The following is a 21,737-nucleotide window of genomic DNA, read 5'->3' on the forward strand; positions in this document are numbered from 1 at the left end:
CGGTTAACAATTTGTAATATTCCTTGTTGACACCCTTACTGACAAAGAAAAAACTGAAATCAAGTCAGGATAAGGGTTGGAGTGCTTACTGCAAAAATTGTTAAGAAAGATCCCTATAAGGGATAGCTTGATAAGGGGGGCATCCGCAAGTTTTTAAGACCTACCTACTTAAACTCTCATGCAGTTAGCATTGTACACTAATCTAGCTTTTGTCTGTGATCACAAGCGGCGATCGAGATTACACTTAACCAGTAATTTAGATACACTAAGAGCTTATCCGCCTAAAATAGCAATGCCTACGCCAATTAACAGAATTAATCCGCCATAAATGACTTCTTGGGGGGGGATTTCACCAAAAATGAACACTCCTAACAGACTAGCGGCGATTGGCTCTAATAAAATTACCATGGTTATTATTGTCGGTGCTACCCATCGCAAAGCCCAGTTAAAGCTAGTATGACCGATTAATTGCGGAAAAATCGCCATCATTAACACATAAACATACACGGATAGGGGATAGCTTTCGTAACCTTGACCGAATAAAAAAACGGAAGGTAATAAAGCTAATCCTGCGGTAGTGTAGGCTACAGTTATATAATTCTTAATATTTAAGCCCTTTCTTTGTGCTTCCCGTCCGAGGAGAATATAACCACTGACGAGAATTGCCCCAATTAAAGCCAAGCTATTGCCCAATAAAGGGTTAGGATAAGAACTACTGACATCTCGATCGGCTAAAACAATCAATAATCCCCCCGTTAGAGCCACAAAAATGCCGATAAAGGTTAATTTAGTCGGTTTTTCTCGAAACCACCACCAACCCAACAGGGAAACCCAGAGGGGATTAGTGGTGACTAAAGTGGTAGAAGCGGCGATCGAGGTGTAGGATAGAGAAGTAATCCAAGTAGCAAAATGGAGAGCTAAACAAAATCCTGCCCCCACTGCGTAATAATAGGCTTGAATAGGGACTTTTTGGCGTGATAAGGTCAACCAGTTCGGAATTAGGACAACAGAAGCCAAGATCAGACGAGAAGTCGCTAAAAATAAACTAAATGCGATCGTAGCATTACCTACCGCTTCGATCGCTAACCGGATAAAAATTGCCGATGCAGAAACCGACACCACACCGATAGTTAAAATAAAAATAATTTTGGCGTTAGAAGGAGGCAAAATAGGCTACGCTTACGCGATGATCAATGATGTTATTCACCAGTTATTTTAACCGTAGGCAGTAGCCGGTCGTCAGTAGCCGGTCGTCAGGAAATAGGAGATTATTTTATTTATTCTCCCCACACCCCACACCCCACACCCTACACCCTACACCCCATTCACTTGATTATGGAACTACCAGAATTAAATATAGAGACAATTTGGGCGATTATTAACGACGAAATTGACGACGAAACCGTTAATAAATTGCTCTGGCAAAGTTTAGGTTATCGCTACGATGAAAGTCAAGGAAAATGGGATAATAGTCAAGTAGAGGAAGATTGGTGCCGTGAATATCCCGAACCCCCGGATTTTATCGCCAATCGTCCCCCAACAGTAAAATTAACTCGATCGATCTTGCCAGAAAATAAACAATTATTAAAAGATAAATTGGGGTTTACTGGTTATAAAATTGGCGAATTCAATCCCCGCATGACTCGCCGTGCCACCGCTGCCAATTGGTTGTGCTTTTATGCGTTAAAATAGATCAGGAAAGTTATTTTATCAAGCTTCTAGCATGGTCACTATCCCTGTCAAGTCCTCCTCTCATCCCCTAGCATCCTATATTGATCGTCTCACGGCTGGGGAAGCATTGTTAAAAGATACTCCCCAGAATTTGATCGAGGTAGTGGGTATCCTGAAAAGTTACGGAGTGGTGTTAGATGCTTATTCCAAAAATTTAATTTATATTGCGGAAAATCAGTTTTTGGTTTTTTTCCCCTTCTTTAAATATTTTAATGGTCAAGTATCTTGGCAGAAATTACTACAACACTGGTGGCATAATCGCATTAATTTTGAGTATGCTGAATACTGTATGAAAGCCATGTTTTGGCATGGTGGGGGTGGTTTAGATAGTTATGTAGATGGTGCCGCTTTTCGGGAGGTGACAGCCAAGGTTATTCAAGCCAAATTTAGGAATAATCCCCTAGTTTTAATTTTAAATAAAGCCTTCCCTGAATTTTTGCCAGAACAAATGCGAATGATGGCCTACTATAGCGGTTTAGGTCAATTTTGGCGAATTATGGCCGATACTTTTTTAAGTTTATCCGATCTCTACGATGCCGGAAAAATTACCAGTATTCCCGAAGTGGTGGCACACATTAAGAAAAATTTAGTCGATAATGCTAGTAAACCAATTATCTATCAAGTAAAAATCAAAGGACAAACCTATGATCTGATCCCCAAATCGGCAGGATTAACCTTTCTTGCGGATACAGCAATCCCCTACGTTGAGGCGGTTTTCTTTCGCGGAACACCTTTCCCCGGTACAATTTCCTATAATGCCCAAGCCTATCAAATTCCCTACGATCAAGGAATGTTTGCCTATGGTGCTTTGTATGCGGATCCTTTACCCATCGGAGGTGCAGGGATTCCCCCCACACTATTAATGCAGGATATGCGTCACTTTTTACCTGATTATCTGCACGACATTTATAAAAAAAGTTTTCGTCAAGAGGAAGATTTATTAGTCCAGATCTGCGAAACTTTTCAAAAGTCGATGTTTTGTGTAACAACGGCAGCCATTCAAGGATTAGCACCTTACCCTTTAACTACCACAGATTTAAAAGAACAAAAAGCCAATCGCATCTATCTAGAAGCATGGATGAACCGCTTTGTTAAGTCAAGATTAGAAGCGGTAAATCAATAATTATTCTGCCGATAAATCGGTAATTTTTGCAGTCAACAAACCCCCTTACATTTATGTCAGATATTAACGCCCAACTTCAGGATATTTTAGCTCAATTGCAATCTTTAAGCGAACGGGTTGCCCTCATCGAAGCGCGGCAGATGTTAGTACCGGACATCGAGCGCTATGGTAAATTACAGCAATTCCTAGCTGAGGGGAACTTTAGGGAGGCAGACGCAGAAACCCTCCGAGTTATCCTCGAAACTGCCGGCAGAACCCGCGATACTTTAACCCCAGAGGATATGATGCGGTTTCCCGTTAATGTGATTCGGGTACTCGATCGCCTTTGGAAAAATTATAGCGGCAATCATTTCGGTTTTAGCAATCAGGTGAAGTTATATTTTGCTGCCGGCGGTGATATTAACACCCTGCGTACCCAAGATGCAGAAACGATTAAAAAATTTGGGGAATTGGTAGGATGGCGCGATAAAGATCAGTGGCGTATCGATGATTATGATCACTGGGATTTTAGTCTAGCAGCTCCTGAAGGCTGTTTTCCCGCTCTCTGGTGGAAGTCTCCCTACGGGTTAAAAATGGTGACTTTTTGTTTTACTCGCCTGATAGAGTGCGATTTATAGGCAATGAAAGGAGTTATCGGCTATTTTCGGGCTTTATTATCCCCCCAATTTGCCCCCACCGGGATAAAAGTGGCTGTAGCAGTATAGCATTTATCACCCTTTTGAGCGGTTAGCTGACAGTTATTGAGATCGGGGAACACTCCCCCTGAGCGGTGATTTCTTTGACTCTAGGGAACTCCCTGTTAGTAGAGGGCTGCTATGATAGCGATCGAGACGAATATTCGGGAGTCCGATTTACCATGGCTACTGTTTTATTGAACACTGGCGAGTTCCGAGAAATCCCTGATGATCAGTTAATTTCTTTCCTCCAGGAAAACCAAGATTTGATTCAAAATCGACAATCACCCCGAAAAAGAGCGATTAAAAGACCTATACCGTCCAATGTGACCTCTTTCGACTATTTTAAACTATAAAATGCCAGCAGTATCTACTCTAGGCTAAGATTAACTCCCTTAGCTAGGATTTGATAAATGTGATCGCTCTCTTTTCAGTAAGGCACTAGCGAGAAAAATGCCCAGTATTGCCAATACAGCCATGGCATAAAAAGCGTAAGTGTAAGTACCGAACCAGTCGCGAATTCTACCGGTTACTAAAGTTCCGATCAAAGCACCAACACCATAGGCAGTAAAAACAATACCGTAATTTTGGGCGTAGTGGTCAGGATTAAAGAAGTGGAGAGTGGTAGCGGGAGCTAGGGCTAACCATCCCCCTAAACAGAACCAAAATAGACAAAAAGCCACTAGATAGCTACTAACTGCCCCTTTTTCAGCCTTGACCATCAACAGACAACCGATCAAAATGAGTGTATAGGCCCCGATCGCTAGATAATGGGGTTTCCAGCGATCGCTTAACCAACCGAACAAAGGACGACTAATACCATTAAACAAAGCAAAGAGAGCAACACTACTAGCGGCTAACCCCGGCTCAATCTGGATAATTTCCTCAGCGACAGGACTAGAAATACCGATGGCACTCAAGCCAATTAAAGCACCAATAGCATAGCAAAGCCATAAGCCATAAAATGAGCGACTTTTCAGCATATTCACTGGATAATTGGACTGAAAGTCGGATTTTCGATTAGCTAAATTTGCGGGAGGTTGCCAGTCTTGAGGGGGTAACTTCATTGTGATCGCAATAATCACAATAATTATTGTAAAGATAATCCCCAAAAATCTTAAACTTGGTCTAACGCTATATTCATTGATTAATCGATTGGCTAAAGGTGCGGTAATCAGGGGAGAAAGGCCAAATCCGATGATAGTTAAACCCACCGCTAAACCTTTTTTGTCGGGAAACCAGCGTGCCACCACTGCCATGGGAACACCGTAAGCGATGCCGACTCCCGTGCCGGCAATGACTCCGTAGGTAAGAATAATTGTCTGAATCTGAGCGGCAAAACTAGCGAGAATATAGCCTAAACCGACGATAATTCCGCCGATAGCGGTCATCCTACGAGCGCCTACCCGGGGGATATAAAAACCAGCGATCGGCATAGAAGCGGCATAAAACACTAGGGCCACAGTGTAGGGTAGTAAGCTTTCCGTGGCACTGAGATTTAATTCCGTTTCTAGGGGTTTTCTAAAGATACTCCAAGAGTACACCGTCCCTAAACAGAGTAAAACGCCCATTCCTAGAGGTATTAATAACCATCTACCTTTGGCTGCGGGTAATCCCAAAACTGTCAACTCGGAATCATAATTACTGGTAGTCATAGATCGCCGTGACTCTTTCTAGACTTGTCTGGCCAGTATTCTAGATGAGGTCATGGCTAATGGGGCCAATTTTCCAGAAAATTTTCCGATTAAAATGAGGGGCGAATTATTTCGCCCCCCTTAAAAGTCTGCCCCCATCTATAGCTGAGGGACTTCTGAGGATTTTTAACTAAACTGCCGCGAAGTAAACTTTTGACTTCACAGGGTCGGGAACCATGGTAGCATCCCCTTCTTGCCAACCGGCGGGACAAACTTCATCCGGGTGGGATTGGACGTATTGAATCGCTTTCAGAGTGCGGAGGGTTTCATCGACACTGCGACCGAAAGAAAGATTATTAATAGTAGCGTGTTGGATAACACCTTCTTTATCGATGATAAAGAGACCGCGCAGGGATACCCCCGCATCAGGATCAAGAACATTGTAAGCGGTGCTGATTTCTTTTTTCAGATCCGACACCAAAGGATAGGCCACATCCCCCACACCACCGGATTTTCTCTCGGTTTGAATCCATGCTAGGTGAGCAAATTCGCTATCGACGGACACCCCTAAAATCTCGGTGTTGATACTGCTAAATTCGCTAACTCGATCGCTGAAAGCGGTAATTTCCGTGGGGCAAACAAAGGTAAAATCGAGGGGATAGAAGAATAAAACGACGTATTTACCCCGATAATCCGACAATTTGATGGTTTTGAACTCTTGATCGAAAACGGCGGTCGCGGTGAAATCCGGCGCCGCTTGTCCGACTCTTAAGCAACCTTCGGCGGTCATACTTTTAATCTCCTTAATCTAGTTTTTGGGAAAATGCAACTATTTTTACATTCCTTAACAACTATATCATAGTCATAACGATTTTGAGTAGTTGGCAATCAGTTATCAGTGGCCAGCGGGGAGATAGGGAGATGGGGTGATGGGGGTTAGGTGTTAGAGAGGTTTGATCGGTCGAGAGAAAAACAATTTACCCACTTTTCGCACTTCTTAACATTCAATAGCTACAATGATTGATTTTTATTAATGTGAAGAATTGTAATTTTTTTTCTCAGAAAAATCAATTATTGAAAATGTTCTCAATAGTAGTTTCTACAATGAAGATTTTTCCTCAAAACATCCTGGGGAATGTAAAAATATATAAAGGTATATGAAGATGTGCGGAATGTCGGATTTGATAAACTGCATAATGTTTACTTTCGCAGCCAAAATAAGAATTTAAGGACAGCGAAAGAGATCGTTGCACAAGCAATTTAGCCCATTGTACAACTTAGTACAACTTTCTTGCCTCAACGCTCCGACCTGCTGCTGTCTGCTTTTACTTATAGTTGCAAAGACTATGTCATCAAGCGCCGGTAAATATCTATCCCCACCCCAACGTCAGCAACTTCTCGAAATCTTAACAGAACCAAATATCCCCGATATCGATCGCAAACGGATTCAAATCATTCTTTTCGCTGACGAGGGCAAATCCCAGGGCGAGATCCGTAAGCTTCTCGATTGTACTGCCGCCACCGCTAGTAAATGGATACTGATCGCCGAGAGTGGCAAGATCGATCGCTGGCAGAAATACCGCCGCGGTCGCCCTTCAAAAGTTGATCAACCTTACCTCGATCGCCTGAGGGAACTGATTACTAAATCCCCGCGGGATTTCGGCTATTCCTTTAAGCGATGGTCGGGAGTTTGGTTAGCGCGGCATCTAGAGAAAGAATTCGGGGTCGCACTCACCCCCACCCACATCAATCGCCTCCGCAAACAGCTACAGCCGCTCCGCATCGTCGATCTTTCTCCTTCAGCCAAAGCTTAAAACAACTATGCTCGATACTCACAGCCTCGTCAATCCGTGGCCGGAATTCCTGTCCGAAACCCAGTGGCGGAGTCTCCAGAAAACGGCGATCACCCTCTCTCCCGAAGCAGGTACACTGCCCCTACAGCCCGGATTATACCTAGTGGTTCGCGGCAAAGTTCGTATAGCGAACTCCCAGCAAAAAGAGATGATTGCGCTCAAAACCGGCGAATTTTTCGGGGAATTCTCCCTCTTTCCCCGATCGGGTTTTCTTCCCTACTCGGTTCGAGTCTCGGCGAAGGCGGAACTACTTCTTATCCCCGAGTCCGCCCTGAAGCCGATCCTGAAAAAACACCCCGCCCTGAAAAAAACATTACTACAACGGGCGCGGGAAATTGACCAACTTCTTGGGACGAAGACAGAAGAAACGGACAAAAAAAGCGATCGAGCCTATTTCCCCTCTCCGGCGCAGCGGTTAGGTCACTGGATCGGGCAATCCCTCCGCCGTTATCCCTTCTTCGAGCAACAGTCCGCCTCCGATTGCGGGGCGGCCGGTTTAGTCATGATCGCCCGTTATTGGGGCAAAAGAATCAGCGTCAACCGTTTGCGGGAAATGGCCAACGTCAACCGCGACGGGGCATCCCTGAAGGGACTGATCACCGCGGCGGAAAATATCGGCCTCTCCACCCGTCCGGTAAAAGCGACTCTAGAGGGATTAGGGAAACAGCCCCTACCGGCGATCGCTCACTGGGAAGGCAAACACTTCGTTGTGATCTGGAAAATTACCCCCAAACAGGTGATTATTGGCGATCCAGCGATCGGGCAATTAACCCTAAGTCGTGCCGAATTCGCCAGTAAATGGACGGGATTCACCCTGCTGCTGCAACCGAACCAGAAATTTCGGGACACGAAAGAGGATAAAACCTCTCTCTGGCAGTTTTATCGCTTACTGGAACCCCATTGGTTCGTGCTGCTGGAAATTTTCGTCGCCTCGCTTTTTATCCAGATATTCGGCTTAATTACGCCGATTTTCACCCAGTTAATCCTCGATCGGGTGATCGTGCAGGGGTCCTTAACTACCCTTTGGGCGATGGGGATCGGTGCGCTAATTTTCGGGGTTTTTAGGGTAGCAATTACCGGTTTACGCGCCTATCTCCTCGATCACACCGCTAATCGCATCGATACGGCATTAATCACCGGTTTTATCCGCCATACCCTCAGCCTTCCCCTCGGTTATTTCGAGTCCCGCTATGTGGGGGATATTATCTCGCGCGTCGGGGAAAATCGCAAGATTCAGCGTTTTCTCTCTGGGGAAGCTCTCTCCATTTTACTTGACTTATTAACAGTTTTCGTGTATGTGGCGGTGATGTTCCGCTATAGCTGGCAATTAGCCCTCATCAGTTTAGCGATCGTGCCACCGTTCCTTCTGCTGGCGTTAATTTCTACCCCTTTTCTGCAGCGAATATCCCGGGATATTTTTCAGGCGATCGCTAAAGAAAGCAGTTACCTGATCGAGATTTTAACCGGTATTCGTACCGTCAAATCTACCGCCACAGAGCGATCGACCCGTTGGCACTGGGAAGACCTTTTCTCGGTGGAGGTCAAGAAAAATTTCTCCGGGCAGATCATCGGCAATAATCTCCAGATATTCAGTAATCTGATCGAATCTTTAGCGACGACAGGGTTACTCTGTTTCGGTGCCTATCTAGTGATTCAAAATCAATTATCGATCGGACAATTGATCGCCTTTAATATGCTTTTTGCCCAGATCATCGCGCCTTTTCAACGCTTAACCGTTCTCTGGACGCAATTTCAAGAAGTCAATATCGCCGTCGAGCGCATTAACGATGTACTAGACGCAAAGCCGGAGGAGAATTTAGAGGAACTTTCCCGTCAGTTTCTCCCAGAATTACAGGGACATATTCGCTTTGAAAATGTCACCTTTCGCTACCATACTGACAGCGATCGCAATGTTTTAGAAAACCTGAGTTTTGAGATTTTACCCGGTCAAACTGTCGCCATCGTCGGTCGGAGCGGTTCGGGAAAAACCACGATCTCGAAATTACTGATCGGCCTCTATCCTCCCACCGACGGTAAAGTCTCGATCGACGGTTACGATCTGAATACGATCGCCCTCAGTTCCCTACGGCAACAGGTGGGAGTCGTCGATCAAGATACATTTTTGTTCGGTTCTACGATTCGGGAAAATATCAGTTTAGGACATCCTGATCGCCCCCTAGAAAATGTGGTCGAGGCGGCGAAATTAGCGGGAATTCATGACTTTATCCAATCGCTTCCAATGGGTTATGAAACTCAAATCGGCGAGGGTGGGGGACTACTTTCCGGGGGACAGAGACAACGGATCGCCATCGCTCGATCGTTGATGGGAGAACCGCGGCTTTTAATCCTCGATGAAGCCACTTCCCACCTCGATACAGAATCAGAGCAGATCATACAAAATAATCTCCAGAAAATTCGGCAGAATCGCACAATGGTGATTATTGCTCACCGTCTTTCTACAGTACGGAACGCAGATATGATTCTCGTCCTCGATCGAGGGATATTAGTCGATCAAGGAACCCACAAAGAATTAATGTCCCGTCCCGGTATTTACCGTAATTTGAACTCTAATCAATTGAGTGAATAACTATGACAACCAATCTAGACAGAGAGCGTGATAACTGGTCTTTCCAGACCAAGGAATTGATCGATACTTTACCCCTACCCTGGACGCGGGGTTTACTCTATTTTCTGATTATTTTCGTCTCGATCATTCTCCCCTGGGCGATATTCTCAAAAGTCGATGAAACCGGTGTCGGCCCAGGAAAACTGGAACCCCAAGGGGAAACAGTCAAACTCGACGCAATCACCGCAGGAGAAGTGGAAAAAATCTATGTCCGTGAAGGCCAAGAGGTGAAAGCAGGACAACCAATTTTAACCCTAGATTCCTCTTTAATCGGCAAGGAAATACAACAAATCGAGGAGAAAATAGAAGGACAAAAAAGTCGTCTTTCCCAACAGAAACTTGTCAAAAGTCAGTTAGAGATTTCTTTAACCACCCAAAGCCAACAAAATCGCGCGGCAGCAGCGGAAAAAGAAGCCTCGATCGAGCAAGCGCGGGAGAATGTGGACGCATTAATCAAGAAAGCGAAAATATCCCTAGAAGAACAACAAGCGCGAGTAAATCAAGCGAAAACCGCCCTCGCACAAAGTCAAACCGATTATCCGATTCTCAAAAGTCGTTATCAAACGGCTTTAAAAGAAGTCGAGCGCTACCGAAAAGCGTGGGAGGATGGCGCGATATCGGAGGTGCAATTCATCGAGCGCGAGGACAATGCCAAGGAGCGCCAACAACTCTACGAGCGGGGAAAAGCGGAGGTAAAAGAAAATCAACACAAACTAGCGGAATTAGAAAGCACCTACCGTCAGACGAGTCAACAAACGAGCGCGGATATCGCCCAAGCGCGTCTGCAATTACAGGAGCGGCAGCGGGGTTATCAAAGTCTCCGCCATTCCAACGAGTTGGCACTCTTAAGGATACAGGAGCAGATTAAAAATCTAGAAACGGAGATCGCAACACTGGCATCGGAAATCGCCCAAAGCGAGAGCCAACGGCAAGCGCTCCAAATCCAACTAAGTCAGAGGGTTTTAAAGGCGAATACCGACGGTACGATCTTTTCATTACCGATTAAACGCGCAGGTGCGGTGGTGCAGTCAGGAACGCGGATCGCGGAGATAGCACCGAAGGGATCGCGGTTTATTCTCAAGGCAGAAATGCCCACAGATCAAAGTCAATTTCTCCGCGCCGGTATGCCGATAAAAGTCAAGTTCGATGCCTATCCTTTTCAGGATTACGGCATTATCGGCGGCAAGATCACCAAGAAATCACCGACGGCGATCGAAAAGGAAACGCCAAACGGAAAAATTAACGTTTTCGAGCTAGAAATTCAACTCGATCGCTCCTGTATTCAAAAGGGAAATCAATGTATTCCCCTCAATCCGGGAGATACGGCTACCGCAGAAGCGATCGTTCGTCAGCGTCGGGTGATCGATTACATCCTCGATCCCTTTAAGGATCTGCAAAAAGACGGGTTAAAACTGTAGTTTTTTTAGGTATCGAAGCCAAATTACTTACACCCCTCCCTAACCCTCTTGCCTATCTCAAGTAGGAAATTAATTTCCCATAACTGTTTCAGGAGTCATTATGTCCCATAGTATCACCATCACCAATCAAGACCTTATCGAACAGCTTAAGCTATCGGGTAAACTTCCCGAAATGGCCGAGGGAATTATCGCTCGGAAAATCATCACCGAAACCGCGACGGCAGCGGGGATTAAAAACACGACTGCCGAGTTACAACAGGCGGCCGATCAATTCCGTCTCGCCAAAGGATTACATAACGCCAAAGATACATGGAATTGGTTGCAAAAACAGGGCTTATCCCTAGACGATTTCGAGGCGATAGTTCAATTCAGTTTACTATCGGGTAAATTAACCGAACATCTTTTCGCAGACAAAATTGAATCCTATTTTGTGGAACACCAGCTAGATTATACCGGCGCGGTGATCTACGAGGTGGTGTTAGCAGATCAGGCGATGGCGGAGGAGTTGTATGAATCGATTCAGGAGGAGGAAATCAGCTTTCAGGAAGTAGCGCACCGCTATATCGAGGATGTGGAATTACGACGCAAGGGAGGTTATCGCGGTACTGTTTACCGTAAGGATTTACGACCGAATCTTTCGGCCGCAATTTTCGCATCGGACTCTTCTCGATTGTTGAAACCGCTGCAAGGCGATCGAGGTTTTCACCTGATTTTCGTTGAGGAAATCCTTAAGCCAAAATTAACCGAGGAGTTGGCTTTGCAAATCCGTGTCGAGTTGTTTAACGGCTGGATGAAAGAGAAGATTCAAGAGATAAAATACGAGTTCAGTAATTAATTGTGGACGGGGTGGGTAATACTCACCCCGCAAACGTAGCAAGGGAAGATAAGAACTATGGAATGTGTGATCTGTAAATATGGTACGACTCGATCGAGTTTTGTTACCGTTACTTTAGAGAGGGATAATTGTATCGTGATTTTAAAACAAGTCCCTGCGGATATCTGTCACAATTACGGGGAGTATTATCTAAGCGAGTCGGTTACGGCAGAGGTTTTACAGAAGGCCGATCGCCGATCTGGTAGGTGGGGTTGACAACGGAAACCCAACATCATCCCCCTATTATTCTTCATGTTATGTGTTGGGTTGCACTTGGTTTAACCCAACCTACGGATTATTTTACTTTACTTGTCAACTTTTAGAATCAGAATGCTTAAAAAATCAAGTTCAAGATTTAAACGAGCGTGAACTGGCTTCGATTCTAGGAGGGTTTTTAGCGAGAGCATCTATAAAACCCAAATATGGCTCCGTGTCTTTGCTATAATCTATTTTTGTATTTTTGGCAAAATAGGAGTCTCGTAATGTCTTGTGAACAAGAGAAGTGTAAAAGTTCTAACTTAGAGAATAATCTTGGTGACTATTCTCTGATTTTAAAAGAAATCGCCAACGATGAAGAACTAAAATCCCTGACTGAAGAGGATATTAAAGCTATCTTTGGTGGTAATCGTAGTAAGCATCAAGATAAACAACCGTACGGAAGTGTTCGTCCACTTTAGCCTAGTGCGATCGCCGATCTGGTAGGTGGGGTTGACAACGGAAACCCAACATCATCCCCCTATTATTCTTCATGTTATGTGTTGGTGTGTTGGGTTGCACTTCGTTTAACCCAACCTACGGATTGTTTTACTAAAGTCACTGGTATGACTTTAGGTTTTTTAGGAATTTTGAACATAAATAACTTATTTATGTTTGACGTATCATACTAAATCCAGTTATTAAAGACTGATTATTTCTTCCCCCAACCCCCCCGACGTCGGGGGGGCAAGGGGGGGTTGCCTTTTGCCTGTCCTGATATGTAGCCTATACTCAACGGATTTCGTATCATGGGTCAATACAAGGGTTTAGTATAAAGTCTGCTGGAAGAATAATTCGTTTTTCAGTTAATTTCTTTTCCCCCAATTAAACTTAATTAGCTTTTTTATGTTCCAAAAAAACCTTTGCGAGGGGTTGCAATCTATTTGGATAGCGTTTAATCTTAAAGCAGACAGGTGATACAAGCCTAGTCTCCAGTTAACTACTTTTTTGCGCTCATAAGGAGAAAAACTCTAATGTCTAAACTGCAAGTAAATGATCTGAGTCCTGTAATAGATTCTTTGGCCTTAAGAGATCAAATCAACGATCTAACGGAAGATCAGGTAAAAAATATAGTCGGTGGAGATATAACGATAACGATAGAGTTTGAAATTTTTGGTGTAGACGTAAAGGTTACAATTAAATTGCCTACTTGAAAAATTATTAGAGGAGATAATATTTGTTGAAATTCTCCTCTGATACCTCGGCTCTTCTGAGTATAGGGTGATAAAACCTGCTTGTCCTTTTTGCCACAAGGCTTTCAGTGCTCGCCATGTCGCCAAATTCTATCTGGTCATACACTTTTAACCCCAAAGTCGGGAGAGCAGATACCTCAAGGTTTCAAAATATTGACGCTATCTATTACAGGAGAATCTTAATGGCTAAAATTTCCATTGCTAATCTAAACGCTAACGAGTCTAAATTTTCCCGCCTCCCTCTTGGGGAAACGGAACTAATTAAAACAGCAGTTGAACGCGCGCTCGATACTCGTCGTATAGGTGGCGGCAAGGGTATTATTGGATTCATTAAATTCGGATACTTTTTGAATTAGGCTGTAATAAGTAGGGAGGCACAATTATTTGTAGAATGGGTTAGCGGTAGCGTAACCCATGCGGGTGTTGGGCTTCGTTTCTCAACCCAACCTACGTTCATCTTATATTTAATTCCACCCACCTACTTAGGAGAATACCAATGGCTAAAATTTCTATCGTTAATCTACAGTCTGATGACCGTGAGTCTTCGCTTATTTATCTCGAAGAATCGAGGATAAGCCTGATTAAAGTAGCGGTCGAACGAGCGCTCGATACTCGTCGTATAAGTGGCGGTAGTCTATATATGACGCGTGGAATGACAGTTGGAATGAGAGCGGATATACAGTAAAAATGGAAGCTAATTTCATGCAGAAATCTACACTCTGTCCTAGCGCGCGAGAAAATTCCCCAGATAGCGTGATTTTCGGGATTGCGGCGGGAACCGTCGAGGAACCCCGCGTCGCCTATCTTCCAGAAATACAACCTGTCACCCCAGAAATTCTCGCACTCGCTCAACCCGTCACCCCCACCGAAGTCTTCCGCTTCGCCGCGTCCTGCGCGGAAAAAGAATGCGTTCATTTCGATGGGAAAGATTGTCGCCTCGCGCACCGGGTGGCACGGGGACTCGCAGAAGTAACCGATACCCTTCCCCCCTGTCGAATCCGGCAAAACTGTCGCTGGTGGTTACAGGAAGGAAAAGCCGCTTGTCTGCGCTGTCCGCAGGTTGTCACTGACAACTATAACCCTTCTGAAACTTTCGTGAAGGTTGCCGAACCCGAATCTTAACCCTATTAAATAGGAGTCTAATTACCATGGCTAAAATTCATATTTCCGATTTACAGGTGAACTCTTTTCAAGAATCTCTCGAAACTGCGATCAATCGCGCGCTCGAGACTCGAAACATTCAAGGCGGTATATTATCCTCACCAACAAGACTGGGAATAATAAATTGGCCTCCCATCACTCTCGGAATTATCTACAGCCCGAATGCGAATTTATCTTGACGCTTGTTGTCTTTTATCAAATTCTAACAGGAGTTAACTTATGGCTCTCGAACAAGTTCACGCTTTTTATCAAAAAGTTGCTTCCGATCAATCCTTCCGTTCCCGAATCCAATCGGTGAATAGCAAAGAAGAATGTAGCGAGATCGTCAAAGCTGCGGGGTTCGATTTCACACCACAGGAATTCGAGGAATACACCGCACGACTTCTAGAGTCCGATCGCCCCGACGAAGAAATTAAAGATTTAAGCGAGGAAGATCTAGCGGCGGTCGCCGGTGGATTTATCGGCAGTTTTCGGTGGCCCCCCATAATGTTGTATGGTGGGCCACCGACGCGCGATCTACTTCTATAGGACGACAGAATCGTTCGACCGATCTACGGATTACCGGCAGATCCTTTCGTGGATTTCTAATTCCAACCGACTCATAAATTTTATCGAGTATTAAACTTGTAAGGAGCTAATTATGTCTTTTGATCGCACCCCGAACTTTACCGAAAAACTAGCAACCGATCCCGATTTTCGTTTAAAGGTTTTGGACGAAATCGCTAACGATGACGAACTCAAAGACTTAACCGAAGAAGACTTAAAAGCGATCGTCGGGGGATGGCTGAACAAACACCAAATATACGGCTCTCCTTATCTGCGTGATTGGTTCCTAAACATAAACATAGAATAATTCCAATGACCGAATACCGTCGCATCAGTTACGCCGTCTGGGAAATTACCCTAAAATGTAACCTCGCCTGTCAACATTGCGGTTCCCGCGCCGGCCACACCCGTAGCCACGAACTCAGCACTGAAGAAGCCCTCGATCTCGTCCGTCAACTGGCCGAAGTGGGCATCAAAGAAGTTACCCTGATCGGGGGAGAAGCCTTCCTCCGTCCCGACTGGCTCGATATCGCCCGGGCGATTACCGACGCAGGCATGATCTGCGGTGTCACTACCGGCGGCTACGGCATCACCCTCGACACCGCCCAAAAGATGAAAGACGCGGGGATCAAAGTCGTATCCGTCTCCGTGGACGGATTAGAAACTACCCACGATCGCCTGCGGGGGAAAGCCGGTTCGTGGCAATGGGCTTTCCGCACCATGGGCCACCTTAAACAAGCCGGTATCCCCTTCGGTTGCAATACCCAGATAAATCGTCTTTCTGCCCCCGAATTCCCCCGAATCTACGAAAAAATCCGCGATGCGGGCGTATTTGCCTGGCAGATCCAGTTAACCGTCCCGATGGGGAACGCCGCCGATAACTCGGAGATTCTCCTGCAACCCTACGAACTCCTAGAACTATACCCGATGGTCGCCCGTGTCACCGAGCAAGCGCGACGCGAGGGGGTAGACGTACAACCAGGCAACAATATCGGCTATTACGGCCCCTACGAACGTTTATTGCGGGGAGGGGACGCGTGGACATTCTGGCAGGGCTGTAGTGCCGGACTGGCGGCACTGGGTATCGAGGCCGACGGAGCGATCAAAGGCTGTCCCTCCCTTCCCACCGCAGCCTATACCGGGGGCAATATCCGCGATCGCTCCCTGCGCCAGATTATCGAAGAGGCCGAAGAACTGCGCTTCAACCTCGGTGCGGGAACCCCGAAGGGAACCGATCATCTCTGGGGATTTTGTAAAACCTGTGAATTCGCCGAACTCTGCCGCGGTGGTTGTAGTTGGACGGCTCATGTTTTCTTCGATCGCCGGGGGAACAATCCCTACTGTCACCACCGAGCATTAAAACAAGCGGAGAAGGGAATCCGAGAGAGATTCTACCTCGATCGCCCTGCAGCGGGAATTCCCTTCGATAACGGCCAATTCGCGCTGGTAGAAGAACCCTTCTATTCTCCCCTAGCCAATGATCCCCTCGCCTTCAGTGCCGACGCGATCCAATGGCCAGAAAGCTGGCAAAACAAAACCCCCGTACTCACCCCCACAATCTAACCATGAACGAGAACCCGAACCCTATCCCCCCCATTCTACCCCGATCGGCGTGGGAGAGCCAGATCGCCTATCTCCGGGCTGTATTCCGGGCGAAAAAAGCGCTAGATGAAATTGAACGAATTCAGAACGAGAAGACATGAACGCTCGCTCTAATCCGCATCCACTAACTCCTTATCCCTCACTGAATCGCCTGTTTTAAACTACGACAGAATTCTTCGAGGGATTTTAACCCATCGCTGGGGGAATTATCGGCTAGACGTTTAACCATGGCACTGCCGACAATTACTGCGTCAGCCCCCCAGTTTTTCACCTGTAGTGCCTGTGTCGGGTCAGAAATGCCAAATCCTACCCCCACGGGTTTATCGGTGACAGAACGGATAGAATCGAGCAATTCCTCCACTCTGGTGGCCACTTGCTTCCGCATTCCCGTCACTCCCGTGACACTAACCAAATAAATAAAACCTTGAGATTGCAGTGCGATCGCTTGTATTCGTTCCGGGGGACTGGTCGGCGCTACCAATAAAATCACCTCAATTCCCTTAGCGGCAGCCGGTTGCAGCAGACTTTCCGCTTCCTCTAGGGGTAAATCGGGAACCACCAAACCACTCACCCCGGCTGCTTTTATTTGGTCTAAAAAGACATCTATCCCGCGATGATAGATGGGATTATAGTAAGTAAAGAGAATAATGGGAGCTTTCACCTCTCCCTGGGCATTTTTGACGATTTCTAGCACATCTTCCAACTTGACACCCCGATTTAAAGCGCGGGTGGCCGCCGCTTGAATAACCGGACCATCCGCAAGAGGATCGGAATAGGGAACCCCCAACTCGATCAGATCGGCCCCTGCCCGGTCTAAAATGCGTAAAGCTTGGGCAGTGGTAGATAAATCGGGATCACCAGCAGTGATAAAGGGAATTAAGGCACAATTCCCCTGGGAACGGAGAGAACGAAAACACTCGGAAACAGCAGTCATCGAAAATTACTGAAGACATAAAGCACCGTCTATTATCTCATGGTGGGGAATAGCTCACCGCCGGTCGCCACAAGCTTAGGTAAAGAATTTTTCAAGTAATACTTAAGAAATATTGACAAAATAGCGATCAAGGGTAAAATGAGCGCAGTCTGATAGTTTTGAGAAAATCTCTTCTATAAACTGGTTTTCATTCCGCTTTTTCTGGTACAAAATAGGACTAATGCTCGATCGGGTTTCGTATAATCAAACACCATATATCTATGTTTTCCATTTACATTCTCACCCATAACGAAGAAATTGATATTGCCGCCTGTGTAGAATCGGCACTTCTATCCGATGATGTGATTGTGGTTGACTCCTACAGTAGCGATCGCACTGTAGAGATCGCTTCTCGTTATCCAGTGCGCGTGGTTCAGCATCAATTCGAGAGTCATGGTAAACAAAGAACTTGGATGCTAGAAAATATTGAGACTAAATACGATTGGATTTATATTCTCGAAGCAGATGAACGGATGACACCCCAACTCTACGCAGAATGTCTGCTGGCCACTCAACAGACAGAATTTACCGGTTTTTATGTGGCCGAAAGAGTTATGTTTATGGGAACTTGGATCCGTCGCAGCACCCAGTATCCCCGTTATCAAATGCGTCTATTTAGAAAAGATCAAGTCTGGTTTAGCGATTATGGTCACACGGAAAGAGAAGAATGTCGAGGAAAAACCTCTTTTTTACAAGAAACCTATCCCCACTATACCTGTAGTAAAGGTTTAAGTCGTTGGATTGAAAAACATAATCGTTACTCTACCGATGAAGCAGCAGAAACCCTACATCAGTTGGCTAACGGTGATGTTAGTTGGAAAAATTTATTTTTTGGTGAAACCGAAGTAGATAGACGGAGAGCTTTAAAAGATTTATCTCTACGATTGCCTTTTCGTCCGCTGCTTCGTTGGTTTTATATGTATTTTATCTTGGCGGGAATTCTCGATGGTAAAGCTGGTTTTGCCTGGTGTACTTTGCAAGCTTTTTATGAGTATTTGATCCTCTTAAAAGTGGCGGAAATGAAACAGGGTTTACCCACTCCCCCCGAAGTGAGAAATCGTTTTCATCCCCCGCAAAATGGTGACAATAGTAATTCTCATAGTCCCGATTTCGTCTCCTTAAAAGGAAAAGCCGATTAACATTCAACCATTATTAATCAGTCAGCAATCACCTAACAACAACCTAGAGATAAAAAGCAATCCCGATCCGTATATTGGGATTTTTAGTACAAATGCTCAAACTCCTTCTCCCCTTCTCCCCTTCTCCCCTTCTCCCCTTCTCCCCACTTCATAATTCATAATTCATAATTCATCTCAAGCTGTACTGTATTTAAACTGCGTATTGGGATTTTATCCCTCTTCTGTCACTCTAGGGAACGGGTGGCTTAACCATATACCACCTATCGCTTTCGGAGCCTTTATCTCTATTCTAAATCTACCCCTCTGACAGAAGAGGGATAAGGGGGAATCTGACAATTTTTAACACCTACCTACTTAGTGGTTAATTTTCACGGGGAATATAGCCGTTCGACTTCACCCAATAGTTACTTGACTGGTATCGACGCTGGTTGCTCCATGGACTTTACTGGCGATCGCAACCATTTTATTTAAAGTCGCCTGATTGGAAACCTTGCCTTTTAGTACAACTTTACTACCAGTTTGGGCGACCCACAATTTGTCTTCATCAGCTAAATCCGGTGTCTCGTCAAAAGCTAAAACTACTCGTTTAGCTAGTCCGCTTTCGTCGTATTTTCCGTCTAATCCCACTCTTTCGGGGGGAATACCGGCAGCAGCGGCCTTCCCTGCGATCGCACTAGCGGCATTGGCCGGTTTATCTAAGCCAAAAATTCTTTTTAACCAATCCATTGCTAACACTCCTGATTGAGTTCTAAAACCCCAATTTCTTTAAGAGGGATTTGGTCGAAACGATGTGTCGATCTAATCCTAAACGATCGGGACTGACTCCCACCGCTAAAGCAACCAATTGGGAAAAATGTAACACGGGTAAACCTAAACTTCGACCGATCACTTTTGCCACTTCCGGTTGTCGGGAATCAAGATTAAGATGGCACAAAGGACAAGGGGTGACTAAACAATCGGCCCCCGCTGCCATCGCCTCTAAAATGTGTTTTCCTGCCATTTGGAACGATTGGGTGGTGGCATAACTGGACAGGGGCCAACCACAGCATTGAGTGCGTCCTTGATAATAAATCGGATTCGCCCCCACGGTCCGAAAGACATTTTCTAGGGATTCCGGCTGAAAAGGATTATCGTAGGGGAGAGTATCCTGGGCCCGCAGGAGATAACAACCATAAAAACCGGCACAATTTAAGCCCGATAAGGGACGAATCACCTTGGCCGCCAGATTATCTAAGCCATAATCGCCCACAATTGCCCAGAGTAGGTGCTTAACCGTTGTCGTACCTTGGTAGGGGGAACAATGTTCTTTCTGTAAATAATTATTAACTTCCTCAACATAATTGGGATTATTATGCTTTGCTTCCTTCAAGCGCTCATCCACATGACCGATCACTCCTTGACAGGTGCTACAGTGAGTCAACAGGGGTAAATTGAGGGCTTCCGCTAGGGCAATATTACGCGCATTGACGGCATCTTCCAAGAGTTGCGAATCTTCCTTATAGGTTCCCGAACCACAACAGGCAGCTTTTTTGAGTTCGACTAAATTAATCCCCAAAGCTTCCGTCAGGGCTGCCGTGGATAAATATAGTTCCCGACAGGCACCTTGAGCGACACAACCGGGAAAATAAGCATACTGGAGATTGTTGACTGTCATGGATTCTAGGAAATTACTACTCATTACCTATCTACCATCTTGCCCCCCTTCCCCTCTGTCATCACTAAAGTCATGGAATTTCTTAACAGACAGTCTTTTGTAATCTGCTCCGAACAAGTGTAGGGTAGTTTGTCCCCGGAAATAATATCCCAAAAAGAGGAGAGCCATCTCAACAGTATAATGGCTCTCCTTGAGAAAAATTGTTGTCCTGAGGAGTCGGTTGTACAAATGGCAATCTGCCCGGTCAAGAGGTTATTTACGGGTAGAATTGAGATTGTAGCCGAGAAATTGCGGCGAGAAACACTATTTTTTTGTCTGCTTACGCCGCTTGGGGGAGGGTGATAACAGGATCAAAGTCAGCACGGCTAGGGAAAATCGAGAGAACTCGGTCTAGTTGGGTTAATTCAAAGATAATCTTGACTGAAGGTGGAATGGAACAGATATTGAAGGATTTTTCTTGACTTTGAGCCAGACGAAAGGCGGTAACTAAAGCCATTAATCCAGCGCTGTCGAGGAATTCCACCCTACTCATATCCACGAGAAAAGTGATAGAGCGACTCTGGTTAACCAGATTGCTGAGCTGCTCTTGAAATTCTAGGACGTTAGCGGCGGTAATATAGCCACTTGGCTCAAATAGAGCTATTTCTGGGACTTTTACGCGACTTTTCATGGCTTGGCTTTTAAATTCATAAATGAACCTTTTAACTGGAAATCAGATACCGCTATTATGTCCTAACTTTCTGATTTTGCAACCCCGGTCTTGATAAATTTCCTCTCTCTTGAAAAGATTAATCTTTTCTTAATCTTGACCCCTGTAGGGGGGAACCAATTTTAGGTTAACCTAATGATCCGGGGAGTAAAGAGGAACAGTGATCAAGGCTTACTAGGGCGGACATCAGGGGAAAGTCGTTAGGTTTAAGCTCTAATCCCGAATGACTGATGATGACCCAGAATCATACTGGTATTTTTGCTGAAATAAAGTAAAGCAGGATACAGAAACTAGATTTATTGAACTAGAGTAAGAAAATTGTGGATAACCAGCCGACTATCCGCCAATTAGTGGAACAAGCCCTATATTATCGTCAAATCACGCCAGAAATCGAAAACGGAATTAATGAACTCCTCGCTCGTCTTGGCTACGTTTCCGATGTGGATTACGAGGCCCTCGAGTTACTCATGGATGAAATGGACGAAGGCCGGATTAATCTCGTTCCGCGTCGGTAACTTCAGTTATCAGTTATCAGTTATCAGTTATCAGTGGTGAGTTATCAGTGGTGAGTT

Annotated in this window: 24 protein-coding genes; 17 read left to right on the plus strand and 7 right to left on the minus strand. The window is 45.3% G+C overall.

The window, feature by feature from the left end; genetic code table 11:
* Window positions 1-273: 273 nt before the first annotated feature.
* Window positions 274-1,167, minus strand: a complete 894-nt coding sequence (locus tag IM473_RS01360; protein WP_287659875.1) for a DMT family transporter — start codon at window positions 1,165-1,167, stop codon at window positions 274-276.
* A gap of 168 nt (window positions 1,168-1,335) precedes the next feature.
* On the opposite strand from IM473_RS01360, the gene IM473_RS01365 reads away from it, so the two are divergent.
* The 3 genes from IM473_RS01365 to IM473_RS01375 are packed head-to-tail and all read left to right on the plus strand — an operon-like array spanning window position 1,336 to window position 3,471.
* Window positions 1,336-1,692, plus strand: a complete 357-nt coding sequence (locus IM473_RS01365) for a DUF1823 family protein (protein ID WP_287690325.1) — start codon at window positions 1,336-1,338, stop codon at window positions 1,690-1,692.
* 31 nt (window positions 1,693-1,723) lie between these two features.
* On the plus strand, window positions 1,724-2,854 hold the full coding sequence (locus IM473_RS01370) for a CO2 hydration protein (protein WP_287659877.1): 1,131 nt from the start codon (window positions 1,724-1,726) through the stop codon (window positions 2,852-2,854).
* Between the two features lie 53 nt (window positions 2,855-2,907).
* Complete coding sequence (locus IM473_RS01375) at window positions 2,908-3,471, plus strand: GUN4 domain-containing protein (RefSeq protein WP_287659878.1); 564 nt, start codon at window positions 2,908-2,910, stop codon at window positions 3,469-3,471.
* Window positions 3,472-3,923: 452 nt separating this feature from the next.
* On the opposite strand, the gene IM473_RS01380 is transcribed toward IM473_RS01375, so the two are convergent.
* Both IM473_RS01380 and IM473_RS01385 read right to left on the minus strand, forming a co-directional pair.
* Window positions 3,924-5,183 carry an L-lactate MFS transporter gene (locus tag IM473_RS01380; protein ID WP_287659879.1) on the minus strand — a complete coding sequence of 420 codons (1,260 nt, stop codon included), beginning with the start codon at window positions 5,181-5,183 and terminating at the stop codon, window positions 3,924-3,926.
* A gap of 169 nt (window positions 5,184-5,352) precedes the next feature.
* On the minus strand, window positions 5,353-5,952 hold the full coding sequence (locus tag IM473_RS01385; RefSeq protein WP_002752469.1) for a peroxiredoxin: 600 nt from the start codon (window positions 5,950-5,952) through the stop codon (window positions 5,353-5,355).
* A gap of 556 nt (window positions 5,953-6,508) precedes the next feature.
* On the opposite strand from IM473_RS01385, the gene IM473_RS01390 reads away from it, so the two are divergent.
* The 12 genes from IM473_RS01390 (at window position 6,509) to IM473_RS01445 (ending at window position 16,651) form a co-directional block, all read left to right on the plus strand.
* Window positions 6,509-6,976 (plus strand): helix-turn-helix domain-containing protein, encoded by a 468-nt coding sequence (locus tag IM473_RS01390; RefSeq protein ID WP_287659880.1) that lies wholly within the window; start codon window positions 6,509-6,511, stop codon window positions 6,974-6,976.
* A 7-nt stretch (window positions 6,977-6,983) separates the two neighbouring features.
* Window positions 6,984-9,602: an ABC transporter transmembrane domain-containing protein gene (locus tag IM473_RS01395; RefSeq protein WP_287659881.1), complete on the plus strand. Its 2,619-nt coding sequence runs from the start codon at window positions 6,984-6,986 to the stop codon at window positions 9,600-9,602.
* Between the two features lie 2 nt (window positions 9,603-9,604).
* Entirely contained in the window at window positions 9,605-11,059 is a 1,455-nt protein-coding gene (locus IM473_RS01400) for a beta-barrel domain-containing protein (RefSeq protein WP_287659882.1), read from the plus strand.
* A 100-nt stretch (window positions 11,060-11,159) separates the two neighbouring features.
* Window positions 11,160-11,894, plus strand: a complete 735-nt coding sequence (locus tag IM473_RS01405) for a foldase protein PrsA (RefSeq protein WP_287659883.1) — start codon at window positions 11,160-11,162, stop codon at window positions 11,892-11,894.
* A gap of 57 nt (window positions 11,895-11,951) precedes the next feature.
* The gene (locus IM473_RS01410; RefSeq protein ID WP_287659884.1) at window positions 11,952-12,149 is read left to right on the plus strand and encodes a type II toxin-antitoxin system MqsA family antitoxin; all 198 of its coding nucleotides are present in this window, start codon (window positions 11,952-11,954) and stop codon (window positions 12,147-12,149) included.
* A 266-nt stretch (window positions 12,150-12,415) separates the two neighbouring features.
* On the plus strand, window positions 12,416-12,610 hold the full coding sequence (locus tag IM473_RS01415) for a hypothetical protein (RefSeq protein WP_287659885.1): 195 nt from the start codon (window positions 12,416-12,418) through the stop codon (window positions 12,608-12,610).
* 552 nt (window positions 12,611-13,162) lie between these two features.
* Complete coding sequence (locus tag IM473_RS01420) at window positions 13,163-13,342, plus strand: hypothetical protein (RefSeq protein ID WP_287659886.1); 180 nt, start codon at window positions 13,163-13,165, stop codon at window positions 13,340-13,342.
* Between the two features lie 221 nt (window positions 13,343-13,563).
* Window positions 13,564-13,737, plus strand: a complete 174-nt coding sequence (locus IM473_RS01425) for a hypothetical protein (protein ID WP_287659887.1) — start codon at window positions 13,564-13,566, stop codon at window positions 13,735-13,737.
* A 331-nt stretch (window positions 13,738-14,068) separates the two neighbouring features.
* On the plus strand, window positions 14,069-14,503 hold the full coding sequence (locus IM473_RS01430) for a nitrogen fixation protein (RefSeq protein ID WP_287690327.1): 435 nt from the start codon (window positions 14,069-14,071) through the stop codon (window positions 14,501-14,503).
* Between the two features lie 258 nt (window positions 14,504-14,761).
* Complete coding sequence (locus IM473_RS01435; protein ID WP_287659890.1) at window positions 14,762-15,070, plus strand: Nif11-like leader peptide family natural product precursor; 309 nt, start codon at window positions 14,762-14,764, stop codon at window positions 15,068-15,070.
* 112 nt (window positions 15,071-15,182) lie between these two features.
* Window positions 15,183-15,395: a hypothetical protein gene (locus IM473_RS01440; RefSeq protein WP_193956050.1), complete on the plus strand. Its 213-nt coding sequence runs from the start codon at window positions 15,183-15,185 to the stop codon at window positions 15,393-15,395.
* A gap of 5 nt (window positions 15,396-15,400) precedes the next feature.
* Window positions 15,401-16,651, plus strand: coding sequence for a nif11-class peptide radical SAM maturase 3 (locus tag IM473_RS01445; protein ID WP_287659891.1), 1,251 nt, complete (start codon window positions 15,401-15,403; stop codon window positions 16,649-16,651).
* A gap of 178 nt (window positions 16,652-16,829) precedes the next feature.
* Here the strand turns inward: IM473_RS01445 and trpA are convergent, their stop codons facing one another.
* On the minus strand, window positions 16,830-17,624 hold the full coding sequence (gene trpA / locus IM473_RS01450; protein ID WP_287659892.1) for a tryptophan synthase subunit alpha: 795 nt from the start codon (window positions 17,622-17,624) through the stop codon (window positions 16,830-16,832).
* 260 nt (window positions 17,625-17,884) lie between these two features.
* On the opposite strand from trpA, the gene IM473_RS01455 reads away from it, so the two are divergent.
* Window positions 17,885-18,802, plus strand: a complete 918-nt coding sequence (locus IM473_RS01455; RefSeq protein WP_287659893.1) for a glycosyltransferase family 2 protein — start codon at window positions 17,885-17,887, stop codon at window positions 18,800-18,802.
* A 393-nt stretch (window positions 18,803-19,195) separates the two neighbouring features.
* Here IM473_RS01455 and IM473_RS01460 read toward each other — a convergent pair whose 3' ends face one another.
* The 3 genes from IM473_RS01460 to IM473_RS01470 form a co-directional block, all read right to left on the minus strand.
* Window positions 19,196-19,528 carry a BON domain-containing protein gene (locus IM473_RS01460; RefSeq protein WP_002804076.1) on the minus strand — a complete coding sequence of 111 codons (333 nt, stop codon included), beginning with the start codon at window positions 19,526-19,528 and terminating at the stop codon, window positions 19,196-19,198.
* Window positions 19,529-19,550: 22 nt separating this feature from the next.
* On the minus strand, window positions 19,551-20,480 hold the full coding sequence (locus IM473_RS01465) for a CoB--CoM heterodisulfide reductase iron-sulfur subunit B family protein (protein WP_002804078.1): 930 nt from the start codon (window positions 20,478-20,480) through the stop codon (window positions 19,551-19,553).
* A gap of 295 nt (window positions 20,481-20,775) precedes the next feature.
* Window positions 20,776-21,126 carry an STAS domain-containing protein gene (locus tag IM473_RS01470; protein ID WP_287659894.1) on the minus strand — a complete coding sequence of 117 codons (351 nt, stop codon included), beginning with the start codon at window positions 21,124-21,126 and terminating at the stop codon, window positions 20,776-20,778.
* 359 nt (window positions 21,127-21,485) lie between these two features.
* Here IM473_RS01470 and IM473_RS01475 point away from each other — a divergent pair, with 359 nt between their 5' ends.
* Window positions 21,486-21,680 (plus strand): hypothetical protein, encoded by a 195-nt coding sequence (locus tag IM473_RS01475; protein WP_002767031.1) that lies wholly within the window; start codon window positions 21,486-21,488, stop codon window positions 21,678-21,680.
* Window positions 21,681-21,737 lie beyond the last annotated feature (57 nt).

It is taken from the genome of Microcystis sp. M015S2 (assembly GCF_020245945.1).
Taxonomy (GTDB): domain Bacteria; phylum Cyanobacteriota; class Cyanobacteriia; order Cyanobacteriales; family Microcystaceae; genus Microcystis.

Bases quoted from the DNA above. Each gene is read 5' to 3' on its own strand.
- IM473_RS01460 (WP_002804076.1), bottom strand. From the start codon at position 19,528: ATGGATTGGTTAAAAAGAATTTTTGGCTTAGATAAACCGGCCAATGCC.
- IM473_RS01375 (WP_287659878.1), top strand. From the start codon at position 2,908: ATGTCAGATATTAACGCCCAACTTCAGGATATTTTAGCTCAATTGCAA.
- IM473_RS01415 (WP_287659885.1), top strand. From the start codon at position 12,416: ATGTCTTGTGAACAAGAGAAGTGTAAAAGTTCTAACTTAGAGAATAAT.
- IM473_RS01390 (WP_287659880.1), top strand. From the start codon at position 6,509: ATGTCATCAAGCGCCGGTAAATATCTATCCCCACCCCAACGTCAGCAA.
- IM473_RS01380 (WP_287659879.1), bottom strand. From the start codon at position 5,183: ATGACTACCAGTAATTATGATTCCGAGTTGACAGTTTTGGGATTACCC.
- IM473_RS01465 (WP_002804078.1), bottom strand. From the start codon at position 20,480: ATGAGTAGTAATTTCCTAGAATCCATGACAGTCAACAATCTCCAGTAT.
- IM473_RS01370 (WP_287659877.1), top strand. From the start codon at position 1,724: ATGGTCACTATCCCTGTCAAGTCCTCCTCTCATCCCCTAGCATCCTAT.
- IM473_RS01455 (WP_287659893.1), top strand. From the start codon at position 17,885: ATGTTTTCCATTTACATTCTCACCCATAACGAAGAAATTGATATTGCC.
- IM473_RS01445 (WP_287659891.1), top strand. From the start codon at position 15,401: ATGACCGAATACCGTCGCATCAGTTACGCCGTCTGGGAAATTACCCTA.
- trpA (WP_287659892.1), bottom strand. From the start codon at position 17,624: ATGACTGCTGTTTCCGAGTGTTTTCGTTCTCTCCGTTCCCAGGGGAAT.
- IM473_RS01430 (WP_287690327.1), top strand. From the start codon at position 14,069: ATGGAAGCTAATTTCATGCAGAAATCTACACTCTGTCCTAGCGCGCGA.
- IM473_RS01400 (WP_287659882.1), top strand. From the start codon at position 9,605: ATGACAACCAATCTAGACAGAGAGCGTGATAACTGGTCTTTCCAGACC.
- IM473_RS01385 (WP_002752469.1), bottom strand. From the start codon at position 5,952: ATGACCGCCGAAGGTTGCTTAAGAGTCGGACAAGCGGCGCCGGATTTC.
- IM473_RS01470 (WP_287659894.1), bottom strand. From the start codon at position 21,126: ATGAAAAGTCGCGTAAAAGTCCCAGAAATAGCTCTATTTGAGCCAAGT.
- IM473_RS01405 (WP_287659883.1), top strand. From the start codon at position 11,160: ATGTCCCATAGTATCACCATCACCAATCAAGACCTTATCGAACAGCTT.
- IM473_RS01435 (WP_287659890.1), top strand. From the start codon at position 14,762: ATGGCTCTCGAACAAGTTCACGCTTTTTATCAAAAAGTTGCTTCCGAT.
- IM473_RS01425 (WP_287659887.1), top strand. From the start codon at position 13,564: ATGGCTAAAATTTCCATTGCTAATCTAAACGCTAACGAGTCTAAATTT.
- IM473_RS01420 (WP_287659886.1), top strand. From the start codon at position 13,163: ATGTCTAAACTGCAAGTAAATGATCTGAGTCCTGTAATAGATTCTTTG.
- IM473_RS01410 (WP_287659884.1), top strand. From the start codon at position 11,952: ATGGAATGTGTGATCTGTAAATATGGTACGACTCGATCGAGTTTTGTT.
- IM473_RS01365 (WP_287690325.1), top strand. From the start codon at position 1,336: ATGGAACTACCAGAATTAAATATAGAGACAATTTGGGCGATTATTAAC.
- IM473_RS01440 (WP_193956050.1), top strand. From the start codon at position 15,183: ATGTCTTTTGATCGCACCCCGAACTTTACCGAAAAACTAGCAACCGAT.
- IM473_RS01395 (WP_287659881.1), top strand. From the start codon at position 6,984: ATGCTCGATACTCACAGCCTCGTCAATCCGTGGCCGGAATTCCTGTCC.